Consider the following 14422-nt stretch of genomic DNA (forward strand, 5'->3'; position numbering starts at 1 on the left):
AGGCATGGACGCACGGGGTCCCGTCGCCGCTCGATCCGCGATACCCTGCCCTCGTGGTGGACTGCATGCGAGGACGAACCTGGGGATGGATGTGCCTCGGCCTCTTGCTCGGCTGCGCCCAGGGCGACCCGCCCGGCAGCACCAGCTTCGGCCCCGGCCCATGGATGCTGCCCGGCGAGAGCGGTGATCAGGAGGAAGGCGGCTCGGGAGCAGCCACCGAGAGCACGACCGGCAGCGCCGACGGGAGCGGCGGCGGCTCGATGGGGCCGATGACCACGGCCGATCCGAGCACCAGCGGCATGCCGATGGGCAGCACCGACGACGGCGATCCCACCAACGACTCGCAGGGCGGAACCTTCGGCATGGATGATGGCGGCACCGGCATGCAGCCCGCCAGCGGCTGGTGGGCGCACTGCATTCCCAACTCGATCGCGTGCGATGCAGGGCTGGTGTGCCTGAGCACCGACGCCGGCAACGACGGGGTGTGCACCAACGTCTGCAACCCACCGGGCAACCCGGGCAGCTGCGGTGCATCGCCGGGCGGCACGAACATGCCGATCTGCCTGAGCGTGGGCGGCGACAGCGTGTGCGCGCTGGGCTGCGAGGGCGGCCTGACCTGCCCGGGCGGGATGATCTGCATCAACGAGAGCGACGATCTGGGGCCGATCTCGATCTGCATCTGAGCCGCCCCCGTCGAGCGTCCAGACGCGAAAAAGAGGGGCCCAAGGGCCCCTCTTCGTGTTCCACCGTGCCCGTGCGGGCCGGCGACGCCGGGTGCTCCCGCACCCGCCTGGCTCAGATGATGAACGGAGCGATCACCACCGCCACGATCGTCATCACCTTGATGAGGATGTTGAGCGACGGGCCGGCGGTGTCCTTGAAGGGGTCGCCCACGGTGTCGCCGATGACGGCGGCCTTGTGGCGCTCGGAGCCCTTGCCGGTGTTGACCTTGGCGTCGAAGTCCTTCTTCTGCTCCTCGACCTGCTTCTTGGCGTTGTCCCACGCACCACCGGCGTTGGACATGAACAGGGCGAGCATCACGCCGGCCACCAGGGTGCCGGCGAGCAGGCCACCCAGGGCCTTGGGCGACCAAAAGCCCATGATGACGGGAGCGGCCAGCGCGAGCAGACCGGGGGCCATCATGCGCTTGATCGAGGCCTGGGTGGAGATCGCCACGCAGCGAGCGACATCGGTCTCCTTGGCCGCCTCGAGCACGGTCTCCTTCTCCTCGTCGGTCAGCGCGCGCTCCTCGTCCTCGGCTGCCTTGACCAGCTCGAGCGCAGGGCGCAGAGCCTTGATCTCGCGGAACTGACGACGTACCTCCTGGATCATGTCCATCGCGGCGTCACCCACGGCCTTCATGGCCATGGCCGAGAACAGGAACGGCAGCATGCCACCCACCAGCAGGCCGATGAGGACCGGCGGGTCGGTGAGGTACATCGGCATGTTGATCGTCGACCGGTAGGCCGCGAACAGCGACAGCGCCGCCAGGGCGGCGGAGCCGATCGCGAAGCCCTTGCCGATGGCCGCGGTGGTGTTGCCCACCGCGTCGAGGTTGTCGGTGCGATGCCGGACCTCGGGAGGCAGGCTCGCCATCTCGGCGATGCCGCCCGCGTTGTCGGAGATCGGACCGTAGGCGTCGACCGCGAGCTGGATGCCCGTGGTGGACAGCATGCCCAGGCCCGCCAGCGCCACGCCGTAGAGGCCCGCGTACTGGTTGGCCAGGAAGATCGCTGCGCAGATGATGACGATCGGCAGAGCAGTGGAGCGGAAGCCCACCCCGATGCCCGCGATGATGTTGGTCGCCGGCCCGGTCATCGACTGCTCGACGATGCTGGTCACCGGGGGCTTGTACTTGGAGCAGTAGTAGCCGGTGATGAGGCCGATGGCGACGCCAGCCCCCAGACCACCGGCCATGGCGATGAGCAGGTCGAGCGTCTCGAGCGTCTTCTTGCCGCCCTCGAGATCGAGCGCGACCGGGTGCCCCCCCGTCTTCGCCATGCCCAGGAAGTAGTCGATGATGAAGTACGACAGGACCAGCATCACGCCGGCGGCACCGAACGAGCCGCCGTCGAGCGCGTGCTGCGGGTTGCCGCCTTCCTTGGTCTTGACGAAGAAGGTCGCGATCACCGAGATGATGATGCCGACCGCGGCAATGACCAGCGGCAGCAGCACCAGCTCGAGACGACCGCCCGCCGCGACCGCGCCGAGCATCATGGCTCCGACGATCGAGGCCACGTAGGACTCGAACAGGTCGGCACCCATGCCGGCCACGTCACCCACGTTGTCGCCCACGTTGTCGGCGATGGTGGCGGGGTTCAGCGGGTGATCCTCGGGGATGCCCGCCTCGACCTTGCCCACCAGATCGGCGCCCACGTCGGCCGCCTTGGTGTAGATGCCGCCGCCCACGCGAGCGAACAGCGCGATCGAGGAACCACCCATGGAGAAGCCGGCGAGCAGGTTCACCACGTCGTAGAGGGCTCCACCGCTGCTGCGGGCCTGGCCCTCGACGTTTTCGAACGCGCCGAACTGGCCGTTGAACACGAAGAAGAGCACGCCCAGGCCGAGCAGGGCGAGGCCCACCACGCTCATGCCCATCACGGCGCCGCCGCGAAAGGCCACGGTGAGCGCCGGGGGCAGGCCGGTCCGAGCGGCGGCAGCGGTGCGCACGTTGGCCTGGGTGGCCACCTTCATGCCAGCGAAGCCGGCGAGGGCCGAGCACAGCGCGCCCACCACGAAGGCCAAGCCGATGAGCGGCGATCCCTTTCCGGTGGAGACGTTGAGGCCCACGAGCACACCCGCGACCACGAGCACGAAGAGACCGAGCACCTTGTACTCCGCCGCGAGGAAGGCCATGGCGCCCTCCTGGATCTTGGCGGCGATGGTCTTCATCTCGGTGTTGCCGGCATCCTGCTTGCCGATCCAACCCGCGGTGACGAACGCGTAGGCCAACGCGACGACACCAGCGATGGGTGCGAGGAGGAGAAGCGTCTGACTGTCCACGAAGAGCGTTTCCTTTCGGCGAGCGGCTACATACCAGAACCTCTACGGGATGGCAGCAGGACCGCTCGGGGGAGAAGATTGATTGAAGGCGTTCATGGCCGACCGCACGCCGTCGCGGATGACGGCGGTGGCGGCCCGGGCAGCGCGGTCCACGACGTCGGGCAACATTGCCGTGTCGTGCGGGTCGAAGTCGGTGAGCACCCAGCGGCTCACGTCGCCGCCCCGGAGGGGACGGCCAATGCCCACGCGAATGCGCACGAATTCGGAATTCCCCGACTGTGCGATGATGTCGCGAAGGCCGTTGTGGCCCCCATGACCCCCGCCCAGCTTGATCGCAAGGCGACCGGGCGGGAAGTCCAGCTCGTCGTGCACGACGAGCACCTGCCCCGGGGGTACCCGATGGAACTGCGTAGCGGCGACCACGCTCTTTCCGCTGCGGTTCATGAAGGTCTGGGGCTGAAGCACCACCACCCGCTGGCCGGCCACACTGGCGGTGGCGGTTCGGGCGTGGAACTTCTCACGCCATGGCGCGCTCGACCCCGGGGGGAGGTGATCGTCGAGCCAGCGCTCGACCACCATGAACCCCACGTTGTGCCGGTTGTGCGCATACTCGCGGCCGGGATTGCCCAGACCCACGAGCAGCCAGGGGGATCGATCCTCCATGGCCACGGCCCAAGGCCGTGCCCGACCCCCCTCGGGGGCCGGACCCGACCACGATGAGGGCTACTTCTTGCCCTTCTTCCCCCCGCCGCCCTTGGCGGGGGCTGCTTCCTCTTCCTTCTTGGCCTTGGGGGCCTCGACGAGGGCAAGCGGAGCCTCGGGGTTCTCGAGGAAGGTGGTGTTGGGCAGCGACACGTCCTTGATGCGCATGGTCTGCCCCGCGTCGAGCGGCGACAGGTCGATCGCGAGCTCCTCGGGCAGGTCGAGCGGCTTGGCCGACACGTTGACCAGGCGGCGGTAGGTCTTGAGCTTGCCGCCCTTCATCACGCCCGCGGCGCGGCCGTGGTAGGTGACCGGGATCTTGCGCTCGACCGGTACTTCGAGGTCGACGCGCAGGAAGTCCACGTGCAGCACGTGGTCGCGCACCGCGTCGCGCTGCAGGTCGACCACCATGCAGGGCACCGTCTGCGCCCCGCCCTCTTGCTCGACCTCCACGTGGAACACGGTGTTGAGGTTGCGGGCGGGGTCGGTGGCCTTCTGGAACAGGTGGGGATCGATGGTCAGCGACAGGTTGTCGCCACCCTGCCCGTACATCACGGCGGGCACCTGGCCCTGGCGGCGAAGCTGGCGTGCCACGCCCTTGCCGTGTCCGGTCCGCACCTTGGCGGAGATTCGTCCGTACTCGCTCATTTGTCTTGCTGTCTTCTTGCTTGGTGGGCCTCGGATAGGAGCCTCCACCATGGGGGCTCGCCGCCGAGGGCCCGGGAAATTTCGTGTGTGAAGTGCTCGAGGAAGCCGTCGGTCCGTTCTGGCGGCAACTAGGCCCCCCTCTGGAGGGCAAGCTGGCTGCACCGCCAGCCCGAAGCGGTTGCGGGGCGAGCAGTGTAGAGCGCCCCACTGCCCACCAACGAAGCCCCCCTGTGGGGGGCAAGCTGGCTGGCTGCTTGCCTATCGGTGAGCGCGGGGGGCATGGCTAGTGAAAGAGGCTGCTAATCGAGTCGCCGTGGTGGATGCGCTTGATCGCCTCGCCGAGCAAGCGGCCCAGGCCCAGCACCTCGAGCCGGTCGCAGCGCTCGACGCGGTCCTCTTGCGGGATCGTGTCGGTGACCCAGACCTTCTCGAGCACCGACTTGTTGAGCCGGTCCATCGCCGGACCCGAGAACACGCCATGGGTGGCCAGGGCATAGACGGCGGTCGCGCCGTGCTCCTTGACCGCGATCGCCGCATTGCACAGGGTGCCCGCGGTGTCGATCATGTCGTCGATGAGGATCGCCCGCTTGCCGGCCACGTCGCCGATGAGGTGGTGCACCTGGCTGACGTTGGGCCGGTCGCGTCGCTTGTCGATGATGGCCAGGCCGCACTCGAGGTGCTTGGAGTAGGCCCGGGCCCGCTCCACGCCGCCCGCGTCGGGCGACACCACCACCGTGTCCTCGCCCCCGAAGCCCTCGCGCTCGAGCTTCTCGCGCAGCACCGGGGTGGCCAGCAGGTGATCGAACGGGATGTTGAAGAAGCCCTGGATCTGGCCCGCGTGCAGCTCGACCGACAGCACCCGGGTGGCTCCCGCCGCGGTGAGCAGGTCGGCCACCAGCTTGGCCGAGATCGGCGTGCGCGGCTTGACCTTGCGGTCCTGCCGCGCGTAGCCGAAGTACGGCATGATCGCCACGATGCTGCCCGCGCTCGCCCGCTTGAGCGCGTCGATCATGATGAGCAGCTCCATCAGGTTGCGGTTGGGCGGCGAGCACGTGGACTGCACGATGAAGCAGTTCACCCCGCGGACGTTCTCCCCGATCTCCACGAAGATCTCGCCGTCGGAGAACCGCTCGACACGCGCGGCTCCCACCGGGATGCCGAGGTAGTGCGCGACGTCCCGGGTGAGGTTGGGGCACGAGTTGCCCCCGAAGATGGTCAGCGTCTTGTGCACGGGTCGCGAGCCCAATTCGAGGGTGGTTTCGAGGCTGGTTTCGAGGCCGAGGTCGAGAGGGGTTCGGGGGGAGCGACGGACGGCGAGGCGAGCGAGGAGTGCTTGGTTGGGGCGGTAGGATTCGAACCTACGAATGTCGGTACCAAAAACCGATGGCTTACCACTTGCCGACGCCCCATCGGAGGAGGGTGAAGAACGGCGGCCACGGGCCCGTCGAGCGCGGCGTTATAGGAATGGGGCCCGGTCGCTGTCAATGTGAGGGCACCCGACGACGGCGCGTGGCCGCGCGAGGGCAGCGCGCGGCGGGGAGGGCGACCCGGTGGCCCCAAAGGGCCTCGACCCCGCGCTTGCGCCCCACCAGACCCGCGCCAAGCCGGCCGAACGCGCGCGACGGGACCCGAAGTGTACGCTGGATCGCATCAGGCTCACCCTCACGGGGCGCAGCCTCCGCTTTTTTCCCTCACTTGCTTGGAGTTCCGTGGCGCTCGGACGGACAATCAAGGGAACGATGGCCGGGACCTCTCCTTCGTCGTGATCGGCGCACCCAACAAGATCTGCCCTTCGTGCCAGGCCCGCTGTCGGGCCGACGCCGTCTATTGTGCGACCTGCGGCGCCGACGTCCGCAACGTGGCCGCAGTGAGCGGCGACCCGTACCTCGGCCTGGAGATCGCCGGCAAGTACAAGGTGGAGCGATTGATCGGCGAGGGCGCGATGGGCCGTGTGTACGAGGCCAAGCAGGTCACGCTCGACAAGCCCTTTGCCGTCAAGATCCTGGCGCCGCACCTCATGCACGACGAGCAGAGCCACGCTCGCTTCGCCGCCGAGGCCCACAACTGCGCCAGCCTGAACCACCCCAACGTCGTCTCCGTCGTCGACTACGGCCGCACGGCCGAGGGCGTGACCTTCATCGTGATGGAGTTCATCAAGGGGGTCACGCTCGAGCGCATCATCACCGAGCAGTACCCGCTGGTGCGCGAGCGCATCGTGGATCTCACGCTGCAGGTGCTCGCGGCGCTCACCGAAGCGCACGGCCTGGGCATCCTGCACCGCGACCTCAAGCCCGAGAACATCCTCGTGCAGCAGCTGCGCACGCACGGCGAGCTGGCCAAGGTGCTCGACTTCGGCATCGCCAAGCTGATGGACAACCCGGTGGGGCCGGGGCTGACCTCGGCCGGCATGGTCTGCGGCACGCCCGAGTACATGTCGCCCGAGCAGTGCCGCGGCCACAAGCTCGACGCGCGCTCCGATCTCTACTCGGTGGGCGTGATCCTCTATCAGATGCTCGCCGGGCGTCCGCCGTTCGAGAGCGAGTCGGCGGTGGAGATCCTGCACAAGCACCTGCACGACGCTCCGGTCCCGCCCAGCCGCCTGCGCGGCACGGCCCCCGATCCGCTCGAGGCGGTGTGCCTGCGCGCGATGTCCAAGGATCCCGCCCATCGCCACGCGTCGGCGATGGAGTTCCGCGAGGAGGTCATCGCGGCCAGCAGCGCGCCGCGGGTGGCCGCCACCATCCGCTGCAACACGTGCGGCGCCAACCTCAAGATCGAGCATCGCTTCTGCCCCAGCTGCGGAGCCCCGGCGCCGTCGGCCGAGCCCTCGCCCTCGCTCCAGCGCCGCACGAGCCAGACGCAGCTGGCGGTGCTGGACACCGACCTGGGCGGCCCCGTCCCGCTGGTCGGGCGCGACCGTCAGCTCCAGGCCGCCCAGGCGCTCCTGGGGCGCCCGATCCCCGGGCTCAGGATGCGCGTGCTGGTGGGGGATCGCGGCATGGGCAAGACCCGGCTCGTGGACGAGATCGCCGACCTTGCCGAGCCGGCGGGCTGGCGCGTCTACTACGTCAGCACCGATCCCAGCGGCGCTCGCACCCCGCTGTTTCCCGTGCTCACGATGGTGGCCCAGGTGCTCGAGCTCGACCCGGCCACGTGCAGCACCCAGGATCTGTTTCGCGCCGCCAACCTGGTGGGCCTGGGCTTCGAGGAGCTGCCGGGGCTCGCGGAGCTGTTCCGGCTGCAGGGCCCCGCCCACGATCTCGAGCACGCGGTACGACGTCGGGAGTGCTTTGCCTCGGCCACGCAGGCGATGCTGGCCGGTGGTCGCGGCCAGCCGCTGCTGCTGGTGTTCGAGGACATCGACGGCTACGACAACGCCTCGCGCGAGGTGCTTCGCCGCCTGTCTCGCCGCCGCACCGATCTACCCGTGCTGTGCCTGGTCACGAGCAAGGAGTCGTCCCTCGACTGGCTGGACGGCGCCGCCGAGGTGCTCGAGCCGCTCGACGAGGAGGCGGTCGTCGAGGCCTGGCGCGAGCTCGCAGCGCAGCGCACCGGCCTGCCGCTGCCGCCCGCCGACATCATGCAGGCGATTCCCATGTCGCCGCTGCGGCTCGAGCAGTGCATACGACTGGCCATCCGCGGCAAGACGGCGCCGGCGCCCGCCAAGGACACCGACCTGCTGCGCATCCGGGTCGACGCACAGCCGCCCGCGGTCAAGCGCCTGCTCGAGCTGGCCGCCGTGCTCGGTGATCGCTTTCCTCAGGGCGATCTGATCGACCTCGCACGCCGAGACCCGGCCCCCATCCCGTGGAAGCCCGAGGACCTCAAGCATGCCCTCGATCAGGCCCACGGCGAGGGCTTGGTGGTGGCGTTCTCCTCCAAGGAGCGAGGCTTCGCCCACCGCACGCTCCATGACTCGATCTACGCCGCAATCGACTCACGCCGGCGCGAGCAGCTGCACGGGGTGGCGGCCGACGTGTCTCGGGTGGCGCGGCTGTCGACGGTGACCCGCGCCGTGCACCTGGTGCGGGCCCGGGATCCACGTGCCCCCGAGGTCCTGGTCCAGGCCGCGCTCCTCGCCGAGCGCAGCTTCGACGATCCCACCGCCGCCGACTTCCTCAATGCGGCGCTGCGCCTGTCCGCCGTGCTCACCGGCGGCACCAGCCGCTCGCTCCAGGCCGAGGTGGCCCGGCACGCCACCCGAGTCATGCGCAGCCCCGAGGCCTCCACCCGCGCGGTGGAGCTGCTGCGCGGGGAGATCGATCGCGCCACCACGCCGGGCGAGGAAGCGGCGGTGCGCTGCTCGCTGGGGGTGCAGCTATTGCGGCTCGAGAAGTGGGACGAGGCGCTCGAGGCCCTGCACAAGGCGCTCGGCCCCGCCATGCAGGCCGACGACCGCGCAATCATGGTGCAGATCACCAAGGAGATCGCCAAGGTCCATGCGGGCAAGGGCGACCGCAAGCGTGCCATTCGGGAGCTGCGCGAGGGCCTGGACGTGTTCACCCTGGGCGAGGGCCCGCGCACCACGGCCGATCTCGATCTGTGGGCCTACTTGCTGCGCGTGTGCGAGATGTACCGCGCCGACGATGAGCTGCAGGAGTCGCGCACCTGGTGCGAGCACGCGCTGTTCCAGGCCGAGCGCGCCGGGAACCACCTGGGGCTGATGCGGTGCCACGGGCAGATGGCCTGGGTGCTGCGCGACCTCGATCAGCTCGCGCTGGCCGAGCAGCACCTGGCGCGGGCCCTCAACGAGGCGCGGCACTTCGGCGATCGGCTCACCACCACCGAGCTGCTCATGGAGCGTGCCCGCGCTCGCGCCTCGCGCGGGCGCCTGGCCGAGGCCCTGCGCTACGCCGAGGAAGCCTTGCGCCTGGCCCAGGGCATCCAGTGGCAGACTGGCATCGAGCACGCCGAGCGAGCCATCAACATGCTCACCCAAAAGGAGCCGCCGCCGCTCAGCGCCGGGCCCACCGAGCACTCCGGCATGTTCGACTATCCCTCGTCGGTGCGGATGCGCGACCAATCGGGGCCCTTCAATCGGCCGCTCACGTCCTCGTTCCGGCGGGTCACCAGCGAGCGGCAGGCGGTGGACGACGGGCCCGAGGCACCATCGGCCCGTGATGCCGACCGGCGACGCAAGGACTGAGCTTCGGGGATCACCATGGCCGAGATCGTCTACGATGCCCAGGGAAGCCCCTTCGAGCTGCGAAGCGGGGGGGCGTCGGTCTCGGGGCTCCATCGCTCGATCCGCGAGGCCATGGACCACACGCGCAGCGTCTCGAGCGTGCTCGACGACGAGCGCAATCGTGACGCGCTGACGCGGGCGCTGCTGGGAATGGGGATGCTTCGCCCCGACGAGGCGGTTGGCCTGCCGTTCCCGGAGCTACGAGCACGAGCGAGGGACGCGTTGTCGGCGGGGGCGGTGGTGCTCGTGCCCCACGTGCCCGATCGACGGCTGATGGGGACCGTCTACGAGCCCCCGCCGGAGCGGGTCGAGGAGCTCGCGGGGGACGACGAGCCCGAGGTCCGGCCCACGCACACGCTCGAGCTGCGCCTGGTGGACGCCAGCGGCGAGCCCGTACCCGGCGAGCCCTTTCGGGTGGAGCTGCCCGGGGGCAGCATCCGCGAGGGTCGGCTCGACCAGCGCGGAGTGGCACTGCTCACGGGCATCGCCGACGCCGGCACCTGCCTCGTGAACTTTCCGCGCTGGGACAAGGACTGCTGGAAGCCCGCGTAGTCCATTGCATCTGGGCTTCCTCGGCTCGCGGCGTCATGCGAAGCTCGAGGGCCCGTGACGAGCCGGAGCGTCCCTCGCGACCCGACCGGAGCGCTGCCACTGGTGGTGCCGAGATCGGCCGTCCACGAGCGCCTCGACGAAAACGCGGCACGCCGGCTGCTCCTCGAGGGGCTCGAGGACGGCAACGTGGGCCTCGAGCACGAGCTAGAGCGGCTCGCCAAGGAACTCTGCGGCACCATGGTGCAGAGCGTTCGCGAGGCAGTCGACGTGGTTGCCCATGCCCTCGGCACGGGTCGTCTGGTCGCGATCACCCTGCCATCGACGCCCCGGCTGCTCGACGCCGCTCGAGTGACCGATCTGCGGGAGGTGGGTGGCTGGGAGGTCGTCGACCCGCTGCGGCCCGCAGGCCCACCCGAGCCTCCGCCACGACCAGCCGCCACGACGTGGATCTGGTTCGTGGTCGTCGACGAGCGCGGCGTGCCGGCGCAGGGTCGCTTTCGCCTCGCGCTCGATGGCACCGCGGAGGATGGCGAGCTCGACGAGCGCGCGCACCGGCGTACGGAGCTGCGCGAGGGCGCCGATGGCTGGCTGGCGGTGCTGGATCTTCGCTGGGACGATGGATCGTCGCGACCACCCATGCCGAGCCGCGGCGACGACCCCAAACCCGGTGCATCCGTGGTGTCGCTCGAGCTGGTGGACGAGCGCGGCGACCCCATGCACGCCCGCTTCGCGCTCACGAGCGCCGATGGCGAGAGCCTCGCCACCGGCGAGCTCGGACCTCGCTGGCAGCGAGCGCTCACCGGCGAGGGTCCGGTGTTGCTCGAGCTACTGGAGCTTCGACCAGAGGCAAGCCGCCCATGACGACGCGAGAGCACCCCGTGGAGGTCACGCTGCGTGGCCATGTCGTCCCCATGCAGATCGAGCGCGCGATGCACCATCGCATCGTGGTCACGCGCCCCGTGGTGCGCAGGCCCAGGCGTGCTCCGTTCCGCGCGGCGCCACGCTCGGGCCTGCTCGTGCCCGCACCATGGACGGACGACGTCCACCCCATCTCGTACATCCTGGCGGGCATCCACGCCGCGCGGTCCGCCGGTGATGCGCTGCTGCTCGTGGTGGGGCACGTCGCCCCCGCGGAGGCGCGAGCCCTGGGACGCGCCCGTGCGGAGGCCCTGAGGTGCGTGGTGGAAAGCGACGCCGCGGCGTGGGTCGAGCTGGCGCAGACCCACGGGACGCTCGCCGACGTCAAGGCCTACCTTCAGTACCTCAACGCGATGCTCGGCTGGAGCTGCGCCATCGACGTGGTCGACGAGACCCGCGGGCCCTCCACCGAGCGAGCCATCGCGGCCTTTCAGCAGGAGTACGACGACACGTTCGGGCGAGCGATCGACGTGGATGGGATCTGCGGACCGCAGACCCTGGGAGCCCTCTTCGAGGTCATGCGCATGGAGTGGAACAAGTGGCTGCTCAAGCACGGGCTCGGGCAGGAGGACGTCGACGCGCTCGACATCCGCTGGCTCGACGGCTCGGGCCTCGATCCCACCCTGCCCGGGGTGGTCGAGCTCCGCGAGCGGTCGGGTGTCGATCTGCTGGTCGTCCCTCGTGCCGCGCTCGGTGCCGACGAGGCAACGGTCGAGCTGGTGTACGGCTCGACCGTCGCGCGCTACGAGGTCTTCGACGTCCCGCTCGAGCCGTGGGCCTGGGTGCGTGGGCCCTACACCATCGTCACCGACCTGCTCCCCGACGAGCCCGCCGCCAAGGAGGTGTACCTGCTGCGATCGATGGACGGCGAATTCGAGACGCGCCTGACCCTGCCCGACGACGCCGTGGACACCGGGGTGCTCGAGCTGCAGTTCTTCGCCCTGCCCTGCGACAAGCGCTACGAGCTGCGGGTGACCGTGCACGATGGTGAGACCTACCCGCTGTTCTCCGATGTGCCCTATTGCGAGCTGCACCGGCTCGCCTGCGACGGCCAGCCGCAGGAGGCGTCATGAGCAAGTCCTACTTCGAGGAGCCCCGTCGGGGTCCCATCGCGCTGGCGCCCTCGGGTGATCCGTTCCTGGCGCGTGGCAACGTGATCCCGCCCAGCGGGCCCGCCGATCCGCGGCAGCGGGTTCGCAACGATCGGCGCACGCCCGAGCCCTACCACGACCTGCGGATCCGTCCCGACCTCACCGGGACCTACTTCGAGCGCAAGGGTCGCTATCGGCTGTTCATCAACCACGTGGGGGGGCACCTCGAGGGGCTGCTGACGCTGGTGACCAACGACTTCATGTATCACCGCAAGACCGCGTCGCTCGAGTCGGAGGAGCGGCTGCCGTTCGACTGGGGCATTGCCGGGTTCCTGGGTCGACCCGCCAAGCGCAGGCTCGATCCGATCGCGTTCCGCTTCGCCGGTGATCACGTCGGGGGCACGTACATGCTCGCGGTGCCGCGCTGGCTGGGGGAGAGCAAGATCTCCGGCTCCGCCGCCACCGACGGCACCTACGACCTCGGGTTCTGCGCGCCACGTGGTGACGGAGAGGAGCTCGTGCTGACGTGGTTCGGCTGGTTCGTCGACCGTTGGTTCCAGGCCGACGCGCGCTTTGGGGTGGAGTCCGCCACGGACACGCTCGAGACCGTGGCGATCCGGAGCTCGCGCCAGCCCGTGCTCCTCGATCGCTACCTCGCGCGGCCTTCGGTGCCCTACGACGTGCGCACGCACTACTGGTTTCCGCTGACGCCGCAGCAGCGCAACAACCTCGGGCCGCTGGCGCAGGAGCTCCTTGCTCGACGCCGGCGAGTGATGCCCGAGCAGGGCTATGCGCCGGCGCCCAGCAAGGACAAGGGCAAGCGGCTGGGTCTTCGCGAGCTGTTGATGGCCGAGCGCGGGCTCGGTCGTGGACAGCAGGACACCCACGCCCGGGACAACATCGTCATGGCGATCGACCGGATCGTGTATCGGGTGTTCGAGAACGCCTACACCATGCCGATCGAGCGTGGAGGTCTCGGGCTCGACGATCTGACCCACCTGCGGACCCGGGTGCTTCGGCTCCTCGATCGCTGGATGCTCGACGCCAGCGAGGGCCACGGGCAACAGTCTATGGGCACGGCGCTGCAGCGAGCCGTCGACAAGGCCAGCTTCCAGCCGAGCAACTACTCGCACCTCGAGAAGTACCTCGGCATCGCGCCCCGGGGCTGGCGTCGGTTTCGCTACGAGGTGGACTTGCGGGTGCTCCAGATCATCGAATTCGACGAGGGTTCTGCCGCGGAAGAGCTGGGGGAGGAGCTGATCGAGAAGATCAAGGAGAAGCTCCAGGGCAAGCTCGGCCGGCTCCGCAAGTTCATGAAGTACCTGCCGCTGTCGTACATCGTGGGTCACATGACCGTGCGGTACCTGGGGGAGGAGCAAGCAGAGGAGGGCGCTCCCCGGGACGAGCCCTGGGAGGCGGAGTACGAGATCGGGCTGGGCGGCATCCAGCTCGGCAAGTCGGCCGGGACCGCCGACGGTTCGTTCGAGATCCGGGGCACCACCGAGCTATGGGCAACCCGTCCCCCCACCAAGGACGATCTGGTGGGAACGGCGACCTATGGCGAGGGACATGCCTTCGCAGGCGCCGACATCGGCGGCGGGGGCGACGGCGCGGGAGCTGGCAAGAGCATGCTCAGCCTCTATGGCACGGGCGAGGAGCCGCCGGTCTCGTTCTGGTTCTCCGGAAGCCTCGCCGAGGACTCGATGGGGGCTTCGGCTGGCTTCCAGGGCCTGGTGGGCGCCGCCTGGCTGCTCGATGGACAGGGCAGTCAGGTCCCGCTCGAGCCGAAGACGGCGGACGAGGAGCAGGCGTTCTCGGGGTACTGGAACGACCGCGTGCCATCGCTGGCGGTGCACTTTCCGATCAATGGAGCGCGGCTACCCGTACCGACGGAGAAGGAACGCGAGCGAATGCTCGAAGAAGGGAAGCTCAGCGTCAAGGAAGCGCTCGATGCGTTCGCGGCCTGCGAGCTGCCGCTGCTGGCGAATCCGCTGGCGAGGATCACGGTGGATGGGCATGCGGATCCGCCGGGGACGGTGGAATACAACAAGGACCTCTCAAAGGATCGGGCAATCAGCATCCGCAACTATCTACACGGCGTCCTCGGCGACAGACTCACATTTGGTCTCCCGTACGACAAGTTGAGGAGCATTCAGCGTCTCACGTGGAGTGGGCACGGAGAACCAGAGCCGAGTGGCCCGAGTGGCAAGACTCCACCTTCGATCGAAGAATTCGATCCTGCGCAGCGACGGGTCGATGTCGAGGTTTCGGTGATCACGGAGCAATCCCTGGAGTGGGAGCTGCGTCGCTCGAAATAGCAACT

At 69.2% G+C, this 14422-nt stretch carries 10 protein-coding genes and 1 tRNA gene; 6 read left to right on the forward strand and 5 right to left on the reverse strand.

The window, feature by feature from the left end; all coding sequences use genetic code 11:
• The first annotated feature begins 65 nt into the window (after positions 1–65).
• A complete protein-coding gene (locus OEB96_RS43795; protein ID WP_266222948.1) occupies positions 66–683 on the forward strand; it encodes a hypothetical protein in 618 nt (205 codons plus the stop codon).
• Positions 684–795: 112 nt separating this feature from the next.
• Here the strand turns inward: OEB96_RS43795 and OEB96_RS43800 are convergent, their stop codons facing one another.
• The 5 genes from OEB96_RS43800 to OEB96_RS43820 all read right to left on the reverse strand — a co-directional run bounded on the left by OEB96_RS43800 (position 796) and on the right by OEB96_RS43820 (position 5762).
• Complete coding sequence (locus OEB96_RS43800) at positions 796–3003, reverse strand: sodium-translocating pyrophosphatase (protein WP_266222949.1); 2208 nt, start codon at positions 3001–3003, stop codon at positions 796–798.
• A gap of 42 nt (positions 3004–3045) precedes the next feature.
• The gene (pth, locus tag OEB96_RS43805; protein ID WP_266222950.1) at positions 3046–3666 is read right to left on the reverse strand and encodes an aminoacyl-tRNA hydrolase; all 621 of its coding nucleotides are present in this window, start codon (positions 3664–3666) and stop codon (positions 3046–3048) included.
• A gap of 60 nt (positions 3667–3726) precedes the next feature.
• Positions 3727–4353 (reverse strand): 50S ribosomal protein L25, encoded by a 627-nt coding sequence (locus OEB96_RS43810; RefSeq protein WP_266222951.1) that lies wholly within the window; start codon positions 4351–4353, stop codon positions 3727–3729.
• Positions 4354–4636: 283 nt separating this feature from the next.
• Complete coding sequence (locus OEB96_RS43815; RefSeq protein WP_266222952.1) at positions 4637–5584, reverse strand: ribose-phosphate pyrophosphokinase; 948 nt, start codon at positions 5582–5584, stop codon at positions 4637–4639.
• Between the two features lie 103 nt (positions 5585–5687).
• A tRNA-Gln gene (locus OEB96_RS43820) sits at positions 5688–5762 on the reverse strand.
• 353 nt (positions 5763–6115) lie between these two features.
• Here OEB96_RS43820 and OEB96_RS43825 point away from each other — a divergent pair.
• The 5 genes from OEB96_RS43825 to OEB96_RS43845 are packed head-to-tail and all read left to right on the forward strand — an operon-like array spanning position 6116 to position 14417.
• On the forward strand, positions 6116–9499 hold the full coding sequence (locus OEB96_RS43825) for a protein kinase domain-containing protein (protein WP_266222953.1): 3384 nt from the start codon (positions 6116–6118) through the stop codon (positions 9497–9499).
• 15 nt (positions 9500–9514) lie between these two features.
• Positions 9515–10090 (forward strand): hypothetical protein, encoded by a 576-nt coding sequence (locus OEB96_RS43830; RefSeq protein WP_266222954.1) that lies wholly within the window; start codon positions 9515–9517, stop codon positions 10088–10090.
• 54 nt (positions 10091–10144) lie between these two features.
• A complete protein-coding gene (locus OEB96_RS43835) occupies positions 10145–10951 on the forward strand; it encodes a hypothetical protein (RefSeq protein ID WP_266222955.1) in 807 nt (268 codons plus the stop codon).
• Positions 10948–12081 (forward strand): peptidoglycan-binding domain-containing protein, encoded by a 1134-nt coding sequence (locus tag OEB96_RS43840; protein ID WP_266222956.1) that lies wholly within the window; start codon positions 10948–10950, stop codon positions 12079–12081. The genes OEB96_RS43835 and OEB96_RS43840 overlap by 4 nt, the downstream gene beginning before the upstream one ends.
• Entirely contained in the window at positions 12078–14417 is a 2340-nt protein-coding gene (locus tag OEB96_RS43845; RefSeq protein WP_266222957.1) for an OmpA family protein, read from the forward strand. Before OEB96_RS43840 ends, OEB96_RS43845 begins: the two co-directional genes overlap by 4 nt.
• Positions 14418–14422: the final 5 nt, after the last annotated feature.

Source organism: Paraliomyxa miuraensis, assembly GCF_026337845.1.
GTDB lineage: Bacteria > Myxococcota_A > Polyangia > Nannocystales > Nannocystaceae > Paraliomyxa > Paraliomyxa miuraensis.

What these genes read in the sequence shown, in the direction of transcription:
- OEB96_RS43795 (WP_266222948.1), top strand. Translation starts at nt 66, where the DNA reads ATGCGAGGACGAACCTGGGGATGGATGTGCCTCGGCCTCTTGCTCGGC.
- pth (WP_266222950.1), bottom strand. Translation starts at nt 3,666, where the DNA reads ATGGAGGATCGATCCCCCTGGCTGCTCGTGGGTCTGGGCAATCCCGGC.
- OEB96_RS43810 (WP_266222951.1), bottom strand. Translation starts at nt 4,353, where the DNA reads ATGAGCGAGTACGGACGAATCTCCGCCAAGGTGCGGACCGGACACGGC.
- OEB96_RS43830 (WP_266222954.1), top strand. Translation starts at nt 9,515, where the DNA reads ATGGCCGAGATCGTCTACGATGCCCAGGGAAGCCCCTTCGAGCTGCGA.
- OEB96_RS43840 (WP_266222956.1), top strand. Translation starts at nt 10,948, where the DNA reads ATGACGACGCGAGAGCACCCCGTGGAGGTCACGCTGCGTGGCCATGTC.
- OEB96_RS43845 (WP_266222957.1), top strand. Translation starts at nt 12,078, where the DNA reads ATGAGCAAGTCCTACTTCGAGGAGCCCCGTCGGGGTCCCATCGCGCTG.